The sequence below is a fragment of the Agrilactobacillus yilanensis genome (genome assembly GCF_003946725.1).
Classification (GTDB): domain Bacteria; phylum Bacillota; class Bacilli; order Lactobacillales; family Lactobacillaceae; genus Agrilactobacillus; species Agrilactobacillus yilanensis.
Map to the genome: position 1 here is coordinate 86783 of NZ_RHOY01000004.1, position 20091 is coordinate 106873.

Annotated in this window: 21 protein-coding genes; 2 read left to right on the forward strand and 19 right to left on the reverse strand. The window is 39.8% G+C overall.

Features of this window, described 5'->3' with window-relative positions:
- Nucleotides 1-48: 48 nt before the first annotated feature.
- The 16 genes from EKM93_RS04650 to EKM93_RS04725 all read right to left on the reverse strand — a co-directional run bounded on the left by EKM93_RS04650 (nt 49) and on the right by EKM93_RS04725 (nt 14211).
- Nucleotides 49-492: a F0F1 ATP synthase subunit epsilon gene (locus EKM93_RS04650; RefSeq protein WP_125713556.1), complete on the reverse strand. Its 444-nt coding sequence runs from the start codon at nt 490-492 to the stop codon at nt 49-51.
- A 14-nt stretch (nt 493-506) separates the two neighbouring features.
- Nucleotides 507-1967 (reverse strand): F0F1 ATP synthase subunit beta, encoded by a 1461-nt coding sequence (gene atpD / locus EKM93_RS04655; RefSeq protein ID WP_125713558.1) that lies wholly within the window; start codon nt 1965-1967, stop codon nt 507-509.
- Nucleotides 1968-1989: 22 nt separating this feature from the next.
- Nucleotides 1990-2901, reverse strand: a complete 912-nt coding sequence (locus EKM93_RS04660; protein WP_125713560.1) for a F0F1 ATP synthase subunit gamma — start codon at nt 2899-2901, stop codon at nt 1990-1992.
- Between the two features lie 31 nt (nt 2902-2932).
- Nucleotides 2933-4489 carry a F0F1 ATP synthase subunit alpha gene (gene atpA / locus EKM93_RS04665; protein ID WP_125713562.1) on the reverse strand — a complete coding sequence of 519 codons (1557 nt, stop codon included), beginning with the start codon at nt 4487-4489 and terminating at the stop codon, nt 2933-2935.
- Nucleotides 4490-4511: 22 nt separating this feature from the next.
- Complete coding sequence (gene atpH / locus EKM93_RS04670; RefSeq protein WP_125713564.1) at nt 4512-5057, reverse strand: ATP synthase F1 subunit delta; 546 nt, start codon at nt 5055-5057, stop codon at nt 4512-4514.
- On the reverse strand, nt 5044-5559 hold the full coding sequence (gene atpF, locus EKM93_RS04675; RefSeq protein ID WP_125713566.1) for a F0F1 ATP synthase subunit B: 516 nt from the start codon (nt 5557-5559) through the stop codon (nt 5044-5046). Before atpF ends, atpH begins: the two co-directional genes overlap by 14 nt.
- 46 nt (nt 5560-5605) lie before the next feature.
- The gene (gene atpE, locus EKM93_RS04680) at nt 5606-5818 is read right to left on the reverse strand and encodes a F0F1 ATP synthase subunit C (protein WP_125713568.1); all 213 of its coding nucleotides are present in this window, start codon (nt 5816-5818) and stop codon (nt 5606-5608) included.
- A 30-nt stretch (nt 5819-5848) separates the two neighbouring features.
- Nucleotides 5849-6559: a F0F1 ATP synthase subunit A gene (gene atpB, locus EKM93_RS04685; RefSeq protein ID WP_125713571.1), complete on the reverse strand. Its 711-nt coding sequence runs from the start codon at nt 6557-6559 to the stop codon at nt 5849-5851.
- Nucleotides 6560-6966: 407 nt separating this feature from the next.
- Entirely contained in the window at nt 6967-7596 is a 630-nt protein-coding gene (gene upp, locus EKM93_RS04690; protein ID WP_125713573.1) for a uracil phosphoribosyltransferase, read from the reverse strand.
- A gap of 75 nt (nt 7597-7671) precedes the next feature.
- Complete coding sequence (glyA, locus tag EKM93_RS04695; RefSeq protein ID WP_125713575.1) at nt 7672-8910, reverse strand: serine hydroxymethyltransferase; 1239 nt, start codon at nt 8908-8910, stop codon at nt 7672-7674.
- Nucleotides 8911-9081: 171 nt separating this feature from the next.
- Entirely contained in the window at nt 9082-9792 is a 711-nt protein-coding gene (locus tag EKM93_RS04700; RefSeq protein ID WP_125713577.1) for a demethylmenaquinone methyltransferase, read from the reverse strand.
- 21 nt (nt 9793-9813) lie between these two features.
- A complete protein-coding gene (locus EKM93_RS04705; protein ID WP_125713579.1) occupies nt 9814-10329 on the reverse strand; it encodes a DoxX family membrane protein in 516 nt (171 codons plus the stop codon).
- 329 nt (nt 10330-10658) lie between these two features.
- Nucleotides 10659-11687: an L-threonylcarbamoyladenylate synthase gene (locus tag EKM93_RS04710; protein WP_125713581.1), complete on the reverse strand. Its 1029-nt coding sequence runs from the start codon at nt 11685-11687 to the stop codon at nt 10659-10661.
- A 15-nt stretch (nt 11688-11702) separates the two neighbouring features.
- Nucleotides 11703-12548 (reverse strand): peptide chain release factor N(5)-glutamine methyltransferase, encoded by an 846-nt coding sequence (prmC, locus tag EKM93_RS04715; RefSeq protein WP_125713583.1) that lies wholly within the window; start codon nt 12546-12548, stop codon nt 11703-11705.
- A complete protein-coding gene (prfA, locus tag EKM93_RS04720; RefSeq protein WP_125713585.1) occupies nt 12526-13623 on the reverse strand; it encodes a peptide chain release factor 1 in 1098 nt (365 codons plus the stop codon). Before prfA ends, prmC begins: the two co-directional genes overlap by 23 nt.
- 18 nt (nt 13624-13641) lie before the next feature.
- On the reverse strand, nt 13642-14211 hold the full coding sequence (locus EKM93_RS04725; protein ID WP_125713587.1) for a thymidine kinase: 570 nt from the start codon (nt 14209-14211) through the stop codon (nt 13642-13644).
- Between the two features lie 156 nt (nt 14212-14367).
- Here EKM93_RS04725 and EKM93_RS04730 point away from each other — a divergent pair, with 156 nt between their 5' ends.
- Nucleotides 14368-15714: a Mur ligase family protein gene (locus EKM93_RS04730; protein ID WP_125713589.1), complete on the forward strand. Its 1347-nt coding sequence runs from the start codon at nt 14368-14370 to the stop codon at nt 15712-15714.
- Between the two features lie 614 nt (nt 15715-16328).
- Entirely contained in the window at nt 16329-17036 is a 708-nt protein-coding gene (locus tag EKM93_RS04735) for a glucosamine-6-phosphate deaminase (protein ID WP_125713592.1), read from the forward strand.
- Between the two features lie 72 nt (nt 17037-17108).
- Here EKM93_RS04735 and manA read toward each other — a convergent pair whose 3' ends face one another.
- The 3 genes from manA to EKM93_RS04750 form a co-directional block, all read right to left on the reverse strand.
- Complete coding sequence (manA, locus tag EKM93_RS04740; RefSeq protein ID WP_125713594.1) at nt 17109-18071, reverse strand: mannose-6-phosphate isomerase, class I; 963 nt, start codon at nt 18069-18071, stop codon at nt 17109-17111.
- A gap of 2 nt (nt 18072-18073) precedes the next feature.
- Nucleotides 18074-19090, reverse strand: coding sequence for a serine hydrolase domain-containing protein (locus EKM93_RS04745; RefSeq protein ID WP_125713597.1), 1017 nt, complete (start codon nt 19088-19090; stop codon nt 18074-18076).
- Nucleotides 19091-19492: 402 nt separating this feature from the next.
- Nucleotides 19493-20071: an LOG family protein gene (locus tag EKM93_RS04750; protein ID WP_125713599.1), complete on the reverse strand. Its 579-nt coding sequence runs from the start codon at nt 20069-20071 to the stop codon at nt 19493-19495.
- Nucleotides 20072-20091: the final 20 nt, after the last annotated feature.

Sequence of the window (20091 nt, forward strand, 5' to 3'; positions counted from 1 at the left end):
TGGCCATAAGACTCAAGTCTTATCCCAATCTCTAAATCGCACTGAAAACTAATTATTACTTTGATGATTTGAAACGGAAATCCGATTCACTGCACGTCTTAAAGCAACTTGTGCTCTAAGCATCTCATCGCTGTCATGTTGTGTTTTAGCAGTTTCGATTTTCTTTTCAGCCCGTGCTTTGGCTTTTTGAGCCCGACGCAAATCAATATCGCGTGCCCGTTCAGCTGAATCCGCAACAATTGATGCATGATTATCGCTGACTTCTAAAAAGCCACCATTCACAGCAACTGTGTCTAGATGGTTTTCGTCTAAACGATAAACCCGGACTTCTGAAATTTTAACCGGCGCAATAATAGGTTCATGATTAGCCATGATCCCCAAATCCCCGTCCAACGCTTTAACAACCAACATCCGTGCATGATGCTGATAAACAACGCCATCTGGGGTTACAATGCTAACCGTCAAAATTTGTTCTTTTTCGTTATCGGCCATATTCGCTAACCCCCTTAGGCATTAGCAGCTTTAGGTGCATCAGAAGCATCTTCATCAGATTCTTGAGAATTCCCAAAGCCCATTTTTTTGGCCTTTTCGACAACTTCTTCAATGGCACCGACGCCACGGAAAGCATCTTCTGGTAAGTCATCATACTTACCATCCAAGATTTCTCTAAAGCCTCTAACCGTTTCAGCAACTGGTACATAAGAACCAGGTACCCCGGTAAATTGTTCGGCAACACTAAAGTTTTGTGATAAGAAGAATTGAATCTTCCGTGCCCGGGCAACAATCATCTTTTCATCGTCAGATAATTCATCCATCCCTAAAATAGAGATGATATCTTGCAATTCATGATAACGTTGTAGCACGTGCTGAACCCCTGTGGCAACAGCATAGTGTTCTTCCCCAACGATTTCTGGGTCAAGGGCACTAGAAGAAGATTCCAATGGATCAACGGCTGGATAGATCCCTTGTTCCGTTAAGCTACGTTCCAAGTTAGTCGTTGCATCCAAATGGGCGAAAGTCGTTGCAGGTGCCGGATCCGTATAGTCATCGGCAGGTACATAAACGGCTTGAATTGAAGTAACAGACCCCTTCTTAGTTGAAGTAATCCGTTCTTGCAATTGACCCATTTCAGTAGCCAATGTTGGCTGGTAACCAACGGCTGATGGCATACGTCCCAACAAGGCAGATACTTCTGAACCGGCTTGGGTGAAACGGAAGATGTTATCAATAAATAACAAAACGTCTTGCCCTTGAACATCACGGAAATATTCCGCAATTGTCAAACCAGTCAAAGCTACCCGCATCCGGGCACCAGGGGGTTCATTCATTTGACCAAAGACCATGGCTGTCTTTTCCAAGACACCTGATTCTTTCATTTCAAAGTATAAATCATTACCTTCACGGGTACGTTCGCCGACACCGGTAAATACAGAAATACCACCGTGTTCTTGGGCGATATTGTGGATTAATTCTTGGATTAAAACGGTTTTGCCGACACCGGCACCACCGAATAGTCCGACTTTCCCACCACGAAGGTAGGGTTCTAATAAATCGATGACCTTAATCCCAGTTTCAAGCACTTCAGAACTTGGGTTTAAATCTTCAAACTTAGGTGCTTCTTTATGAATATTGTCCCGACGGAAATCTTCTGGGAAGTCTTCCCCGCCATCAATTGGTTCACCTAAGACGTTAAACACCCGTCCTAAAGTTTCTTCACCAACTGGTACGGAGATGGAACTACCCGTATTTTCAACGATAGTGCCCCGTTGAAGACCGTCTGTGGAGTCCATGGCAATTGTTCTTAAAACACCATCACCTAATTCAAGAGCAACTTCTAAGACAACCGTATTGCCCGTATTACTCTTTACTCTCAAGGCATTGTTGATTTCAGGCAAACTTCCATCTAATGGAAATTGCACGTCAACAACAGGTCCAATAACTTGGACAATTTCTCCTTGACGACTCATATATCCACTCTCCCTTCTAAATTTATTCTAATGCTGCTGCACCACCGACAATTTCGGTGATTTCAGTTGTAATTTTAGCCTGACGGGCCCGATTATATCTGATTGATAATTTGCTAATCAAATCATCTGCGTTATCCGAAGCACTGCTCATTGCCGTTGTGGAGCTGGCATGTTCTGCCGTTTTGGCATCAATGATCGCACCATAAATTAAGCTTTCAGCATACTGCGGCAAAATAACATCTAACGCTTCTTCCGGCGTTGAATCAGAAATATAATCAATTTTTTCATTGACTTCAGAAGTATCTAAATCAACGATCGGTAACATTTTTTCTACACGGAATGCGGAACTCAATGAGTTAACAAAATGATTGTAACAAACAAACAATTCATCAAAAACACTGGCATCATACATAGAAACAACGGTTGTAACAATTTCACGGACTTCATCAAATGTCGGAATATCACTGACACCCCGATACTCATAAGAGACATTTAAGTTTCTTGCTTTGAAAAAGTCAGCACCCATCCCACCAATGGCAATTAAAGAGTATTCACTAGGATCTTTCTTAGAAATGATCGACATGATATTCTTTAAAATTGTGCTATTATAACTGCCTACAAGGCCACGATCACTGGTAATAACCAAATAAGCCGTTTTCTTGATTGGCCGTTGAATTAATAAACTACTGGTTGAGATGTGTCTTAAATTACTAGAACCATCATCGTTACTAATCGAAACACCATTTAAAACTTGGGAAGCCGCAAGATGTACAACAATATCACGAACCTTTTGCGTATAAACTTGATAGTTTTTTGCGCGCTGTGTTACTTGAGACAATTTTGAGGCTGAAACCATTTGCATGGCTTTTGTGATTTGTTGTGTACTCTTTGTCGAACTAATTCGACGTTTAATATCAATTAAAGATTCAGCCAACTTGTCGCACCACCTTAACGTTCATGATCAATTAGTTTGCTTGACTTTGGTCATCGTCTGCATCGTCACCAACAACAGACGCCTCACCAGTGTCAAAACCAGCCATAAATGATTCAATTGCTTGATTGAATTCTTTTTCATCTGGTAAATTCCCAGTTTCGTGAATACCATCCAAGATATCCTTGTGATTAGAATCAAAGAAAGCAAATAATTCATCTTGATAACGGCCAATTTGATCAACTGGAATCGCATCAATATAACCATGAGTTAAAGCGTACAAAATCAATACTTGTTTTTCAACAGGTAATGGTTTATGAATTGGTTGTTTCAAAACTTCTACTGTCCGACGACCACGGTTTAATTTGGCTTGTGTTGCCGCATCTAAATCAGAACCAAATTGGGCAAATGATTCCAATTCACGATAAGACGCCAAATCCACACGTAAAGTCCCGGCAACTTTCTTCATCGCCTTGATCTGCGCAGAACCACCAACCCGAGAAACAGAAGCACCGGCATCAATTGCTGGCCGTGTCCCTGAATAGAACAAATCACTCTTCAAGAAGATTTGTCCGTCGGTGATAGAGATAACGTTTGTTGGAATATAAGCAGATAAATCATCGGCTTGTGTTTCAATAAACGGTAAAGCGGTCATTGAGCCACCGCCCAATGCATCACTTAACTTCGCAGAACGTTCTAGCAGACGTGAATGCAAGTAGAAAACATCCCCAGGATAAGCTTCACGGCCTGGTGGTCTTCTCAACAGCAAGGAAATTTCACGATAAGCCGCAGCTTGTTTTGACAAATCATCAAAAACAATCAAAACGTGCTTGCCGTTATACATGAACTCTTCACCCATGGCACTGCCTGAATAAGGGGCAATATACAATAATGGGGCAGGTTCAGAAGGGCCAGCGGTTACAACAATTGTGTAATCCATGGCACCATATTTACGTAAAGTTTCAATTTGGTTTTTAACCGTTGATTCCTTTTGACCAATGGCAACATAAATACAGATCATATTTTGACCTTTTTGATTAATAATTGTATCAATCGCTACAGAGGTCTTACCTGTTTTACGGTCACCGATGACTAACTCACGTTGGCCACGGCCGATTGGAACTAAGGCATCAATGGCCTTCAACCCTGTTTGTAAGGGTTCATTTACAGACTGACGTTGCATAACGCCAGGCGCTTTAAATTCAATTGGTCTTGTCTTTGTTGTTTTGATTTCACCTAAACCATCAATTGGTTGACCTAAAGGATTCACAACCCGACCAATCATATCTTCGCCAACTGGAACTTCGAGGATACGACCTGTTCGTTTAACAGTGTCGCCTTCACGAATGTCATCAAATCGACCAAAAATGATAATACCAACATCGTTTGTCTCTAAGTTTTGGGCAACGCCATAAGAACCGTTAGAAAATGATAACAATTCGTTAGCCATAACGTTGTTCAATCCATGAGCACGGGCAATACCATCACCAACATATGTCACAGTACCGACTTCGTCAACGACAAGCTGATCATCATAATGTTCAAGTTGTTGTTTAATCAAAGCACTAATTTCTTCAGCTTTGATGCTCATTCAATTCACCTCTCATTTTTGATCATTTATTCAGTAGTAAGGATTCAATATTTGCTAATTTTGTCCGTAAACTACCATCGACTACTTTATCCGCAGTTTTGACAATAACCCCGCCAATAATTGCTGGATCCACAACACTGTCAATTTTGACTTCATTAGCCTCAAAACGCTTAGCGATTTGTTGGCTTAACTTTTCTTGCTGGGCATCCGTTAATGCAATGGCTGTGGTTACTTCTGCCAAAATGATTTTTTTCTTTTCATCATATAATGCTTCAAAGTGGTCAACGATGAATAAAATGTCACTCATTCGTTTGTATTCAAACACCATCTGTAAAAAAGCCTGAATAGATGGGCTGAAATTTGCTTTCAAGCCATCAATAATAGGTTTTTTTTCGGTTAAATTTAAACGGGTATCCGTTAAGATATCACCTAATTCTGCATTATCTTCAAACACATGGCGTAAAGCCATTAGTTCTTCAAAAGTGCTTTCTAAGGTATCGTTTTCTTCAGCCAACTCAAATAATGCTTTACCATAACGTCTACCAATAGTGTATTTATCTAGAGCCATTGGTATCGCCTAACCCTTCAATGTAAGAATCGATCAATGCTTTTTGATCATCAGCATTTAATTCTTTACTAATTAATTTAGAAGCTATTTGAATCGATAATTGTGCAACATCATCTCTTGCACTAGCTAAAGCATCGACGCGTGCTTGTTCAGCATCTTTTTGCGCATTTGACTTCAGTTGTTGAGCTTCACTTTGGGCTTGTGAAACAATTTGATCGCGCTGTGTTTCGCCACTCTTTTGCGCATTTTGAACGATTTGTGTTGCTTCAGCACGTGTATTTTTCAATTCACTATTGCGTTTTGCGGCTAAATCGTCTGCTTTTTTCCGAGTGTCTTCAGCATAATCTAGATCGCCATTGATCTTATCTTCCCGTTTTGCCATTATTTTGGCCACAGGTGCATAAGCAAATTTAATTACGATCGCAAACATGATTACGAATAAAATCAAATAAATTAACATGTCACCCGTTTGAAGTGCAGCACCAAAAACAAGTTTGTCCATCTCTATTGCACTTCCTCTCTAAACGAATTTAAATTGCATAACTCGATTATAAGAAAAGAATCAAGAATGAGATGACGATGGCAATAATTGGCACGGCTTCGATTAAACCTACACCGATGAACATTGTCCCACGCAATTGACCAGATAGTTCTGGTTGGCGAGCCATACTTTCAATTGTCTTAGCAATAACGTGCCCGTTACCATAAGATGCAGCTAAGGCAGCTAGCCCTGCAGCAATACCAGCACCGATTGTTTTCATAAAAAAATACCTCCTAGATAATTTAACAAGTTACTCTTGTTCGAGCTTTTTGGACATGTAAACCATAGATAATGTTACAAATACATATGCCTGGATGCTTCCGATAAAGACGGAAAATGCTTGCCAGACCATTTCTAGTAATGCGCCAGGAATGAAACTAACAACACCGAAACTACCCATAAATTGAGCAATTAGCTTCAATAAGATTTCACCGGCATAAATATTACCGTACAACCGCAAAGACAGTGTCAAGAAATTCGTAAATTCCTCTAAAATGTTAATCGGCGTTAAGAGGGCAATAGGTCTTGTATAGTTCTTCAAGTACGTCCCAAAGCCCCATTTTTTTATACCGAAATAATGGGACATTAATAGAACTAATGCGGCTAAAGTCATTGTAACCACTGGATCACTCGTTGGTGATTTAACAAAATTATAATCTCCAACATTGATTTCCAGGATTAATCCTAACTGGTTGGCCATAAAGATAAACATAAATAAAACAAATGCAAAGCCATAAAATTTCCGACCTTCTTCACCAGGCATTGATTGTTTGACAATACCATGGACAAAGTCAATCAGCCATTCTAATACATTTTGCCGTTTACCCGGCCGCAAAGATGGTTTTCTTGAAAGATAAAGCACAAGACCAATAACTATTAAGCATGCAAGTAAGCCAGAAATATCATTGGCTAAATTGAAGCTTAAGCCCCCGAAGTTCACAATTGGCAACTTCTCATCCAAATTTTCCTTCCTCCCTTCATCATTAATGTACGCCTTATGTAGATCCCTTGTCTGGCAGAGGCGATCAACACAATTCAGCAAAACTCTTATAAGCATTTTGACGAACTGAGTTGTGTCAAAATACAAGTGAAATAATACCACCAAATAGCATAAAAGACAAAGCCCCACGACTAAAATATTAACAATATTCATAAATATAAAATGTTAAACCATTGATATGATGCTAGTAAGGTAGCCTTTTATATCACATTTAATTATTTTCTTAGTGCTTTATCATTATAAAGATTGATTACTAATATTTATATATTTGGTTTGCTGAAAATTAACGACGCTTTTCCCAATTTAATCACGCAAAAAGGCCAACACAAAACATTGGTCTTGTGTCAACCTTTTTTCTAACTTATCGCTTATTTAGTCCCGAAAAGTCGGTCACCAGCATCGCCTAAACCAGGGATGATGTAGCCATTTTCGTTTAATCTTTCGTCTAAAGCAGCTGCATAAATATCCACATCTGGATGTTTTTCTTGGACTGCCTTAACACCTTCTGGCGCAGCTACAAGTACTACTAACCGCATAGATGATGCGCCCCGCTTCTTCAAAGCATCAATGGCCATGATCGCAGAACCACCCGTTGCTAACATTGGATCAACAATGAATAAATCCCGTTGATCAATATCGGCAGGCATTTTAACAAAATATTCGTGAGGTTTTAGCGTTTTTTCATCACGATACATACCAACATGTCCAACTTTGGCTGCCGGAATCAATTCCAAAACGCCGTCTACCATGCCTAAACCTGCACGTAAAATTGGAATGACTGCCAATTTTTTACCAGCTAATGTCTTTTCAGTTACGGTTGCCATTGGCGTTTGAACTTCTACATCTTTCAATGGTAAATCACGAGTAATTTCATAGACCATCAATTCTGCAATTTCGTTAGCAACTTCCCGGAAGACGCGCGTACCTGTTTCTTTGTTACGAATAATCGTTAATTTGTGTTGAATCAATGGATGATTTAGTACTGTAAATTTTCCCAATTTAAGAGCCACCTTCGTTTTAATCTCATACTATTCTAGCGTATAGACATGAAAAAACCAATAGGCAATTACGAATTAATCTGTAATTGGAAATTTAGAAGTTAATGCAGCGACGCTTGCTTCAATCTTTTCAAGAGCTTGGGCATCATCTTTATGCCGACAAGTTTCTAAAATTAATTGGGCAACTTCTTTTGCCTCTGCTTCTTTAAAGCCGCGGGTTGTAATAGCTGGGGTACCTACCCGAATCCCGCTGGTCTTAAATGGCCCGTTTTGTTCATTTGGAATTGTATTTTTGTTTAGCGTGATGTGTACCGTATCCAATAAATCTTGAACATCTCGGCCGTACATCCCGAGTTTTGTAACATCTAATAGCATCACATGGTTATCTGTACCGCCAGAAATCAAGCGAACATCATCACTTTGGGCAAATACTTCAGCCATGGCTTGGGCATTTTTAACAATTTGTTTTGCATACTCTGTGAATTCTGGTTGCATTGCTTCTTTCAAGCAGACCGCTTTAGCTGCAATAACATGCTCCAATGGGCCGCCTTGGATTCCTGGGAAAATAGCAGAATTGATCGCTTTACCATATTCTGCTTTAGCTAAAATTAAGCCACCTCTAGGACCTCTTAATGTTTTATGCGTTGTTGTTGTAACAACATCTGCATAAGGCACTGGGCTTTGATGTACGCCAGCAGCGACCAACCCAGCAATATGGGCCATGTCTACCATTAAGTAAGCGCCAACTTCATCACAAATTTCACGGAACTTCTTGAAGTCGATTTCCCGACTATAAGCAGAAGCCCCCGTAACAATCATTTTAGGTTTGAATACTTTAGCTTGTTCTAAAATTTGATCATAATCTAAGCGTTCTGTTTCTGGATTTAAACCATATTCTTGAAAATTATATTCCTGACCACTAAAACTAACTTTCGCACCGTGGGTTAAATGGCCCCCATCTTGAAGCCCCCAACCCATGACCCGATCACCATCATTTAAGAAAGCTCGGTAAGCCGCCATATTTGCTGAAGAACCAGAATGGGGCTGTACATTAGCGTATTCTGCACCAAAAAGTGTTTTAGCCCGGTCAATTGCCAACGTTTCAGCCACATCTACAAATTCGCAGCCACCATAATAACGATGACCTGGATACCCTTCAGCATACTTATTCGTTAAAACACTACCTTGTGCAGCACGGACAGCCTTAGAAACAATATTTTCTGAAGCAATTAATTCAATTGTTTTATTTTGACGGTCCTCTTCGTTATGAATCGCAGCAAATAATTCTGGGTCTTGTTGTTCGAAATTATTCAAATAAAGCGCCTCCTAATAGTAGTTAATATGAAAATTATACACAGAAAACATAAAATAGGAAAGTCTAACCTACCGACAGTTCGTTTTTTATGATTTTTGGCTTCTGGAACGCGTGCACAAAAAATACCCTGAAAATCAAAATTGACGTCCAGGGCATTATCTTACGGATGATTAACTTTTTTGACCATAATGGGCAGCTGCAGCACCTGCAACAAAAGTATCATAATGTACTGCTTTAAAACCAGCTTGGATAAATAAAGCTTCTAAAATTTCTGGTGAAACAAATTTGTGGGTGGAACTTTGTAAATAATTATATTCATCATAACGATGAATTAAGCCGCCTACTAAAGGCAATAATTTCCCAAAATAAAGTTCCCAACCTAGCCGAATAACTGGCTGCTGTGGCTGCGAGGTTTCCAAACAAACCACATGGCCGCCAGGTTTAACAACCCGATACATTTCTTCCAGTACCCGACTGGCATCCGGCACATTACGTAATCCAAAACCGATGGTGACTTTATCAAAAGTATTCGCTGCAAAAGGCAATTCTTGCGCATCACCTTGTAGAAATTGAATATTTTTAATATTTTCTTGAGCTTGTTTGTGTTCAGCAACTTCTAACATACCCGTACTGAAATCCAAGCCAACAACATTACCTGTAGGGCCTACTAAATCCGCAAGTATAAAAGTCCAAACACCCGTCCCACAGCAAAGATCCAACACTTGATCCCCTTTTTGAAGGGCCAAATTTGCATCCACCTGTTGCCGCCAATGATTGTGCAATCCCAAACTGATGACATTGTTCATCGAATCGTAATGATCGGCAATATTATCAAAAACATGCTGCACCTTTGTACTAGGTGTCTTATTTGTCAAAGCCACAAAAAAGCCTCCGGTATCTTACTATTTTAATGAAACATCTGGATTAGGGTCACCCTTCAAAAAAGGTAATCTCTTTCTGAAGAACGGAATAACCCAGCGATCTAATCCAATCTTACCAGCATTTAAGCCAGCCATCAAAAAGAATATTTCTAAAATAATAAATAGCGGATTAACCGAAATTGTGCCTGCGAATAAGTAAGCAAAGTTCATAACCATCCCGAAAAAGGCTGCTAAAGTTGTTAACGTGCCAAACAATAGGCCTAAACCAACTAATAATTCACCCCATGATACCGCGAAATTAAAAAAGGCAATATTAGGTTGTGCAAATGATTTCAAGAAACCGACATAATGGGGATATGCTGTTGCTTTTTCAGGGGTTAAAACTGGATTGTTAATCGCATTCATGATGAAGCCCTGGGCATCAAACCCTTTTGTTACTTTACCAAAGCCATCTATTGTCCACTGATAACCTAGATAAAGCCGCATCACCGTTAGCAGCCACATTGCAATCTTACTATTACGAAGCCAATTAATCATAAGTCCTTCCTCCAATAACAATTATATTTGTTGCCCCTATATAATAACATGTAAGCGCAATAATAAATAACATTTTTTCAATCTCCTATAAATTTTAATAATTCTTTACAATTACATTTTAAAACTGATATATTAATGATCGCTCGATTTTTGCTTGGCTAGACTGTACGACTGGATAAAAAACAATTGTGAATCATTACTCAATATAAAAATAACGTGATTTTTGCAAAAAAATAGCCACCAGTTTTCACTGCTGACCTTCCCCATAACACTGGCTTACTTAATAAGCCATGACGGGTATTTTTTATAAAACTGGTTTGTTTCCAAAATTAATTTTCTTGATTTTCACGCTCAAAATAATGAGCCCCAGCTGCTTTTTCCAGGCGATTCATATACGCTGTACCTAGCCCCGTGGCTTCAAAGCCTTCTGCTAAAATAATCTTTATTTCAGGCTGTAAATCAAAATAACGTAGCCCATCAAATAAATGCCGGCTGGCTGTAGTTACCGAATTGCCTAAGCTAAACTGCGACTTAAAACGAATCTCACTTTGCGCCGTTAAAACAGTGTCCGTAGCTAATAAGCCTACCGCAACGTCTTGTGCTAGTGCCCACTTAATGGCTTTTGGAAAATCGGCCGCCTGCTTTACAATAATCACCGCTGCCTCTGGTGCATAGTGGCGATATTTCATTCCCGGCGCCTTAGGAATTTCATCTTTAGCCACATGATGCTGATTATCCAAAACTTCAGGCAAAACCGTCAATAACGCTTGGCGTGTTACCGCACCTGGTCTTAAAATGACGGCGGGAACTACTGAAAGATCAATCACCGTTGATTCAACACCAACTGTTGTCGGCCCATCGTCCAAAACTGCCGCAATTTTGCCGCCTAGGTCGTGTAGCACGTGGTCGGCTGTTGTCGGGCTAGGTTTGCCGGAAGTGTTGGCAGAGGGCCCTACAATCGGCACACCGGCCGCTTTAATCAGAGCCAACGTCGCCGCATTATCTGGCATTCTAAAAGCCGCCGTCTTTAAGCCACCCGTAACACAAGGATCCAAAGCACCATTTCGAATCGGTAAAATAATTGTTAATGGCCCTGGCCAAAATTTAGCAACTAATTCTGAAACCGCTGCGCTGGGTAAAATGGCATATTGCTGCACTTGTTCAAAAGAGCACACATGGACAATTAAAGGATTATCACTAGGCCGCCCTTTAGCCTGATAGACTTGTTTAACAGCTGTAGGATTGGTGGCATCTGCCCCTAAACCGTAAACGGTTTCTGTGGGAAAAGCCACCAGTTGGCCTTGTTTAATAAAAGCTGCTGCTTCAGCGATTTCTGTTGTATTCAAACGTTTTGTCACTTTTATACCTACTTCCTAACTCAATTTGCCACGTAAAATTCGATCTTGTGCGGCTAAATCTTGTTTAAACGCCAAAGAAACCTGTGGCAAACCCTCTTGAAAAAGTTTTGCCAAGGCTTGTTTTTGCTGATAACCAAATTCTAAATAAAACTGTCCAGAAGCTGTCAAATGCGCCGATACCGCTTCAGCAAACCGCTGATAAAACGCCAAGCCATTTTCAGCAGCAAATAGGGCAATCTCCGGTTCATAGCGCCACACACTTTTGTCCATCACACCAATTTCTGAACGACTGATATAAGGTGGGTTGGAGAGGATTAGATCAAATTTCTGATCGGCCACAGCTGCCCACAAATCGCCTTGTTTAAAGGTCAATGCTGCATCTAATTTTTTTGCATTCTTTGCAGCCACTTTTAAAGCGGCTTCTGAAATATCAGTTGCGGTTATTTGCCAATTTGGCCGTGCCAATTTTAAAGTAATGGCTAAAATACCACTACCTGTACCAATATCTAAAACGTTCAACGGCTGATCAGCTGGGTAATCTGCCAATACCCAAGCCACTAATGTTTCCGTATCAAACTGCGGAATTAAAACATTTTCATCAACATAAAAGGCTCGATTATAAAACCAAGCTTCATGCACAATATATTGCGGTGGCACATCCGCCAAAAGTTGTTGACTATCTGCCTTCAACTGTGTTTGTACCGTCGATGGCATCACCTGCTGTTGGTTCACTAAATAATCCGTCTGAGTCCAATGCTGCCGTGTCAAAAAGACATACATTAAATCTTCAAAATTCTTGCCAGCCGCTTCAAACTGTGCTTTGGCTGCTTGAAGACCCTTAAAATAGGTCAGATTCGCCATTTTGAATTTGCTCCATCTTTTGTGCTTGATCATAAACAATCAAGGCATCAATTACTTCGCCTAAATCGCCGCCCATAATTCGATCTAATTTATTTAAAGTTAATCCGATTCGGTGGTCAGTCACCCGGTTTTGTGGGTAATTATACGTCCGAATCCGTTCAGAACGATCGCCAGAACCTACTGCTGATTTCCGGCTAGCATCATATTCACTTTGATTTTCACTTTCATAATAATCATAAACCCGGGACCGCAAAATCTGCATGGCTTTTTCCCGATTTTGTTGTTGTGACCGTTGATCTTGCATGGCAACAACAATCCCTGTTGGTAAATGCGTCATCCGCACCGCTGAAGAGGTTTTATTGATATGCTGACCCCCGGCACCAGATGAACGATAAACATCCACCCGAATATCTTTTGGATCAATATCCACATCTACTTCATCATACTCAGGCATCACTGCAACCGTTGCTGTTGATGTGTGTACACGACCTTGAGATTCTGTTTGTGGTACCCGCTGAACTCGATGGGCGCCGTTTTCATATTTTAATTTTGAGAAAACGCTACTCCCTGTAATTAAAATTGAAACTTCTTTGAAGCCGCCAACTTCAGTCCGATTCTCATCGATAATTTCAAAATGCCAATTTTGTCGTTCAGCATATTTTTGATACATGCCCAATAAATCACCGGCAAACAAACTCGCTTCGTCACCACCGGCAGCGCCACGGATTTCCATAATGATATTTTTGTCATCATTAGGATCTTTAGGCAGCATTAAAATCTTAATCTGTTCTTCTAAAGTTGCTTTTTCAGCCTGTAATTCCCGCAAATCTTCTTTTGCTAATTCTTCTAGTTCCGCATCATGGGACTCTCTTAAAACTTCTTCGCTTTCTTTAATATCAGATTCCACCGCTTTATAGCGTTTATATTCAGAAACGACTTCACGCACACTGCCTTCTTCTTTAGAAAGGGCCATATAACGTTTTGTATCATTAATGACTTCAGGGTCTGACATTAATTCTTGCAATTCACTGTAACGGCCTAATAAACCGTCTAATTGTTCAAATATCTTGTCCATACGACAACTCCTTAAGTTTTATAATTTAGGATGAAAATAATGACGCCGACACACCGGATAATAAGACTCATTTCCGCCAATTTGTAATTGCTGACCTTGGTAGACAGGCTGCCCATTTTGAACACGAAGATTCATGACAGCCTTCTTTTTACAAAACCAGCAAATCGTTTTCATTTCTTCTATTTTATCAGCATACAGCAATAAATACTTCGAGCCTTCAAACAATTCATTTTTAAAATCATTTTTTAACCCAAAAGCCATAACTGGTATTTTTAGAGTGTCCACAATTTGGGAAGCTTCCAAAATATGATGTTTCTTCAAAAATTGTGCCTCATCGATTAAAACACAAGCAGCATTAGCGTTCAACTTTTTGACCAAATTATAAATATTGGTTTCATCATAAACCGCAATCGCTTCTCTTTCTAGTCCAATTCGACTAGCAACCATGCCCACACCATTTCGGGTATCTACACCGCTTGTCATAATAATGACCGCTTTGCCTTGCTCTTCATAATTATGTGCTACCTTCAAAATTTCGATCGTTTTACCACTATTCATTGCGCCGTAACGAAAAAATAATTGGGCCACTAGAATGCATTCCCTTCGTAAATACTCACAACCCTTAAGTATACTCGCTTAGTTTTTAAAATTCATTATGAATTACGAAATTTGCTACTCAATCACAAATCTTTTTGCTATTATTAGATAAGTTAAAAATGTTTTCGAAATAGAAAGGCGGCTATTATGAGTATAAAGTCTGCTTTAGCCACAGTCACTGGTAAATCAAGTTATTGGTTTTTGCATAATGTTTTAAAAGGTGGTAGTTCTTTTCCAGGTAAAACTGCTGAAAGAATCGATCCAGATATTTTAAAAAGCTTGTCAAAAGGCTATGAAGTCATCATTGTTACTGGCACAAATGGTAAAACTTTAACTACAGCATTGATTGTTAAAGTCTTGAGCCAAAAATACGATGAAATTTTGACAAATCCCACGGGTTCCAATATGACACAAGGTATTGTCACCGCCTTTTTAGCCCATCATCATCATCGCCACAACAAAAAGCTAGCCATTTTAGAAGTTGATGAAGCCAACGTTGCACCGGTTTGTCGTTATATCACCCCTAAAGCCTTTGTTCTAACTAATATTTTTCGGGATCAAATGGATCGTTACGGTGAAATCTATACGACCTATGATAAAATTTTGGCCGGCATCAAACTTGCACCAGAAGCCACCGTCATTATGAATGGGGACGCTGCTATTTTTGCTTCCAAAGATATCCCTAATCCTAAAATTTATTATGGTTTTGAAACAACTGACGGCCATCGAGATTTTAAAGCCAGTGTTAATACGGATGGTGTTTTATGTCCAAAATGTAATCACATTTTACACTATCATGAATTGACCTATGCAAATTTAGGCAACTATTTCTGTCCAAATTGCGGCTTCAAACGGCCTGAGTTAACTCAAAAAATTCGGCAAATTAATCGCCAAACACCGGTTAGTTCTAGTTTTACAATTGACAATCAAACATTCAGTTTGAATATTGGTGGTACTTATAATATTTATAACGCCTTAACCGCTTATACTGTCGGCCGATTCTATGATATTCAACCTGCCGAAATCGCCAAAGCGTTCACTCAAAATGAACAAGTCTTTGGCCGCCAAGAAGCCATTCAAGTTGGTGATAAAGCAGTCACCTTAATTCTAGTCAAAAATCCCGTGGGCCTAAACCAAGTCCTGGACTTGCTGCACACAGAACAAAACGACTTCTCTTTAGGTGTCTTGCTTAATGCCAATTACGCAGATGGTATTGATACCAGTTGGATTTGGGATGGTGACTTTGAAAATCTACCTAAAGCAAAAATCAAAGCCTACCTTGCCGGCGGAGAACGATCTGATGATATTGACTTCCGATTAAAAGTTGCTAATGTCCCAGAAACCGACCTCACCCACGTTCAAGGCATGTCAGACGTCCTACCTGAAATCAAAAAAATGCCTACAAAACAAGTTTATATCTTAGCCACCTACACCGCCATGCTCCAGTTACGCAAAATCATGGCTAATGAAAAACTGATAAAAACCGGATTTTAAATCAGAGCGCGAACCAACACGGGTTGATTTCGCAGTATAACCTAGACTTGGCAGGTAGTCGCCTGCGACTGACAACAAGGCGTAGTTATATGTAGAAATCAATGTTGGTGAGCGCGTTTTGGAATCAGAGCGTGACCAAAGACGGGTTGATTTTGAGCATAGCCTAGGCTAACGCCGTGAGCGGGTCTCGCTTACAAGTTAGACGTAGCTAAGCGCAAAAATCAGTCTTTGGGAGCGCGTTTAATCAGAGCGTGACAAGCTACGGTTTTGACAATGCGCATAACCTAGACTTACGACATAAGCCCGAACTTGGCTTGTGAGTAAGGCGTAGTTATGTAAATTGTCAGTAGCTTGGAACGCGTTTTAGAATCAGAGCGCGAACTAGCGCGGGAAAGCCTCGAGCACATAACCTAGCCTTACAAAATAAACCCGATCTTGGCTCACAATCAAATACAATACAGCCATAAATTTAAGCGGCCGACGAAATTAAAAAATTCATCGGCCGCTTTTTATTTTTCTTATTAATTTCTAATTTTACTTTCCTTGACAAGGAACCATTCATTAAATTATAATTGGACTATACCAAAAAGGTGATCTTGAAAGGAGTAACTTTAATGAAAGTTATCGTAGCAAAAAACAATATCGAAGGTAGTCAAAAAGCATTTGAACTTATCAAATCTGCCATGGACAATGGTGCAGAAGTTTTAGGATTAGCAACAGGTAGTACGCCAATCGCTTTATATAATACTATGATCGATAGTGATGTAGACTTTTCTAAAATGACTTCTATTAACTTAGATGAATACGTTGGTTTAGCACCTGACAATGACCAAAGTTACCGCTATTTCATGCAAGAACATCTATTCAACAAGAAACCTTTTGCAAAAACTTACGTCCCTGATGGCTTAGCAACAGATGCTGAAGCTGAAACAAAACGTTACGATAAAGTTATTGAAGACAATCCAATTGACGTTCAGATTTTAGGGATTGGCTTAAATGGACACATTGGTTTTAACGAACCTGGTTCATCATTTGAAGGTCAAACAAGCAAAGTTGCTTTAACACAATCAACGATTGATGCCAATGCCCGTTTCTTTGAAAAAGAATCTGATGTACCAAAATTTGCTTACTCCATGGGTATCGGTTCAATCATGAAGAGTAAAAAAATTATCTTATTAGCTTTTGGTGAAGCCAAAGCTGATATCATCAAAGAAACTATTGAAGGCCCAATTACGACTGATGTGCCAGCTTCTGTACTTCAAAATAAGGAAGATGTTACGATCATCTTAGATGAAGCAGCTGCTAGTAAATTAAGCAAGTAATTACAATTATATAAGTATCCTAAAAGATCGATATGCCGTTTATTTGACGACATACCGATCTTTTTTTATTTATTAAGCTTTACCTGGCACCGAAGCGATACAATCCAAATCACCATCTAATGTCCAATGTTTTGCATAGGCTGTCAAAATAAAATGCTGTCCCTTATGCAATGGATAAGTTTGCTGATCAATGGTCAAGGTGCCCTGTCCATCTAGCACAGAAACTAAGGTAAACGGATATTGTTTATTAAAGTCAACTTTATCTTTGATTAGCCAATGGTAAACGTTAAAATATTCAGATACTGGCTCACTGACTAAAGTAATCAAGGTGGACGCCCCTGCTTTTTGGGTTGTCGTATTAGCAGCCACCGGTGCAAATGGAATTTGTGTCACATTATAGGCATCTTGTAAATGTAGCTCACGTTTTTTACCCGTAGTTGCATCTACCCGATCGTAATCATACAAACGATAAGTTGTATCACTACTCTGCTGGCTCTCTAAAGCAATAATACCGGCATTTAATGCGTGAACGGTGCCACTAGGAACGTAAACAAAGTCGCCCTTTTTAACCGACTGTTTTCTTAATAATGCATCCCATTGGCCATTTTGAACCATTGTTTCAAATTCAGCTTTTGTTTTAGCGTGATGGCCAAAGATTAAATAGGCACCGGGCTTGGCGTCAATGATATACCAACATTCTGTCTTGCCTAGGTCATTGGCGTGTTCAGCAGCATAGGCATCCCCTGGATGAACTTGCACAGAGAGGCTGGCTTCAGCATCTAGAATTTTTGTTAACAATGGGAAACGATCCCCTGGCATATCGTCAAATAATGACCGTTGTGTTGCCCACAACTGTGCCACTGTTTGACCCACAAAAGTACCATTAGCCACAGTATTTGTGCCATGCGCGTGGCCAGAGATAGCCCAGCATTCTCCAATGTCACCTTTCGGTAGATCATAATCAAACTTTTTGAGCTCTTGTCCGCCCCAAATTTTTTCTTTAAAAACTGGGTTTAAAAATAAAACTTCATCCATATTTAATTTTCTCCCTTTGATTCATCACAAAAAGCTTGGACAATTTTTTCGCGTTCCCTTAAAAAAACATCATTTTGTCCAGTAGGATGAATTCGATTTGTTAAAACAGCCAATGCCGTTTGACACTGCCGATCAATCAACATAAATGTTCCGGTGAACCCTGTATGATACAAAATAAAGTGATGGTCTTGATTTTGACGACGCAAATCCCAGCCTAACGAACGGGGCTGAGCCACTAACTGCGTATAATTTTGATATAACGCTTCAATTTGTTTTTGGGTAATCGGTGCGTTTGCTGGTTGAAACTGGCCTAATATAAACTTAGCAAACTTTAACACATCTGGCAATGTACTAAAGAGTCCAGCTGAGGCACAATGTTCTGCTAATATTTGCGCTTTTGGATCATGAACAACCCCTTGGCAAAGCTGACCGTTCAAATAGGTTGTTGGCACACATAACGCCTTTTTAGGTTGAAACGTACTTTCATTTAAATCTAGCGGTTGTAAAACTTCCCTGGTTAATGTTCGTTGCACCGGTCCGGGATAAAAAGCTTCAATGATATACCCTAAATAGATTAATCCGATGTCCGTATACTTCACCTCTTTTTCAAACCCTGGGCCCACTTGTAAGCCGAGCAACGCCTTTTTTAAAGCCGGTGCTGCCAATTCATTGCGATGGGGGATGTAGCCGGTAATACCAGATGTATGCGTCAACAAATGTCTGATTTGAACTTCTGAATTTTGAAAGTCAGGCAATATTTGCTGCACTGGTGTTGTTAAGGTCAGCTGGTTTGCTTCAATCATTTTTAAAATCATCACTGTGGTCGTCATCACTTTGGTTAACGATGCTAAATCATAGTATTGGTCTGGTTGCAATGGCTTAACTATCGGTACCCATTGCTGATCTCCGCTATAATTGGTCCACACATTAGTCCCCTGGATTAACCCATAACTGACGCCTGGCACAACTCGATTTGAAACGAGTTGCTGGATCAATTGTTGTGTTTGTTCAAATGCCATCTTGGCAAATCTCCTTTGAAATAACGCTTTTTAGTGTAACTATAGTTTAACGCTATTTTTTTAATTTTTATTAAGAAAATTGGCCTATCTTATTTCAGTTGCTGTAAACGAATAGAGAGGCCGATCAAAATTATTTTTTGATCAACCTCTCTTATTTTGCATTTTTAGTTTTGTGTTTTGGGTGTGCTGAAACGCGCTCGGAAGTTACTGACAGTGCACGTAACTACGCCTTACTCACAAGCCAAGTTCGGGCTTATATCGATCGAACTTTTACTGGTGTGCTGAAACGCGCTCGGAAGTACTGTCTTTGAATATAACTACGCCCAGCTTGTAAGTAAAATCCACTTACAGCGCTGGTCTAGGTTATATTCAAAGACACCCGTACTTCCTCGCGCTCTGTTTCTATCCGACGTTTTGGTTATAACGTCTAATTTCTGGTGGTAAATAATGGGCCATAAAGTCAAAAATTTCTGCTAGATCATCAGAAAATAACAGTTTTTCACGGTCAACTTTTGTCAAAAACTCTTTTTCAGTCATTTGATCAAACATTGCTTTCAACGGTTCATAATAGCCGTCTACATTATAAAAAACGCAAGGGTTGCTATTATCCCCTAAGCGTGCCCAAGAAAAGGCTTCAGCAATTTCTTCCAATGTACCGGGCCCGCCTGGTAAGGCAATACAGCCATCCGATAAAGTTAGCATTTTTGTTTTACGAATAGACATATTCGGTACAATATCTAATTGTGTAATGTCTTTATAAGCGGCACCACGTTCGGCTAGTTCCTGAGTAATAATACCGTGTACTCGGCCGCCTTTTGTTAATGCGGCTTTAGCGACAATGCCCATCAAGCCAAAACGACCGCCGCCATAAATCAAATCTATTTTATGCTGCGCTAACCAGCCACCTAAATTTTCAGCTGCTTGTTGATAAATTTCACTGTTGCCTGTAGCGGCACCACAATACACCGCGATACTCTTCATAAAACCAACCCGCTTTCTTC

Bases quoted from the DNA above. Each gene is read 5' to 3' on its own strand.
- EKM93_RS04650 (WP_125713556.1), bottom strand. From the start codon at position 492: ATGGCCGATAACGAAAAAGAACAAATTTTGACGGTTAGCATTGTAACC.
- atpD (WP_125713558.1), bottom strand. From the start codon at position 1,967: ATGAGTCGTCAAGGAGAAATTGTCCAAGTTATTGGACCTGTTGTTGAC.
- atpA (WP_125713562.1), bottom strand. From the start codon at position 4,489: ATGAGCATCAAAGCTGAAGAAATTAGTGCTTTGATTAAACAACAACTT.
- atpH (WP_125713564.1), bottom strand. From the start codon at position 5,057: ATGGCTCTAGATAAATACACTATTGGTAGACGTTATGGTAAAGCATTA.
- atpF (WP_125713566.1), bottom strand. From the start codon at position 5,559: ATGGACAAACTTGTTTTTGGTGCTGCACTTCAAACGGGTGACATGTTA.
- atpE (WP_125713568.1), bottom strand. From the start codon at position 5,818: ATGAAAACAATCGGTGCTGGTATTGCTGCAGGGCTAGCTGCCTTAGCT.
- EKM93_RS04705 (WP_125713579.1), bottom strand. From the start codon at position 10,329: ATGATTAATTGGCTTCGTAATAGTAAGATTGCAATGTGGCTGCTAACG.
- prmC (WP_125713583.1), bottom strand. From the start codon at position 12,548: ATGGCGAATCTGACCTATTTTAAGGGTCTTCAAGCAGCCAAAGCACAG.
- prfA (WP_125713585.1), bottom strand. From the start codon at position 13,623: ATGGACAAGATATTTGAACAATTAGACGGTTTATTAGGCCGTTACAGT.
- EKM93_RS04730 (WP_125713589.1), top strand. From the start codon at position 14,368: ATGAGTATAAAGTCTGCTTTAGCCACAGTCACTGGTAAATCAAGTTAT.
- EKM93_RS04735 (WP_125713592.1), top strand. From the start codon at position 16,329: ATGAAAGTTATCGTAGCAAAAAACAATATCGAAGGTAGTCAAAAAGCA.
- manA (WP_125713594.1), bottom strand. From the start codon at position 18,071: ATGGATGAAGTTTTATTTTTAAACCCAGTTTTTAAAGAAAAAATTTGG.
- EKM93_RS04745 (WP_125713597.1), bottom strand. From the start codon at position 19,090: ATGGCATTTGAACAAACACAACAATTGATCCAGCAACTCGTTTCAAAT.
- EKM93_RS04750 (WP_125713599.1), bottom strand. From the start codon at position 20,071: ATGAAGAGTATCGCGGTGTATTGTGGTGCCGCTACAGGCAACAGTGAA.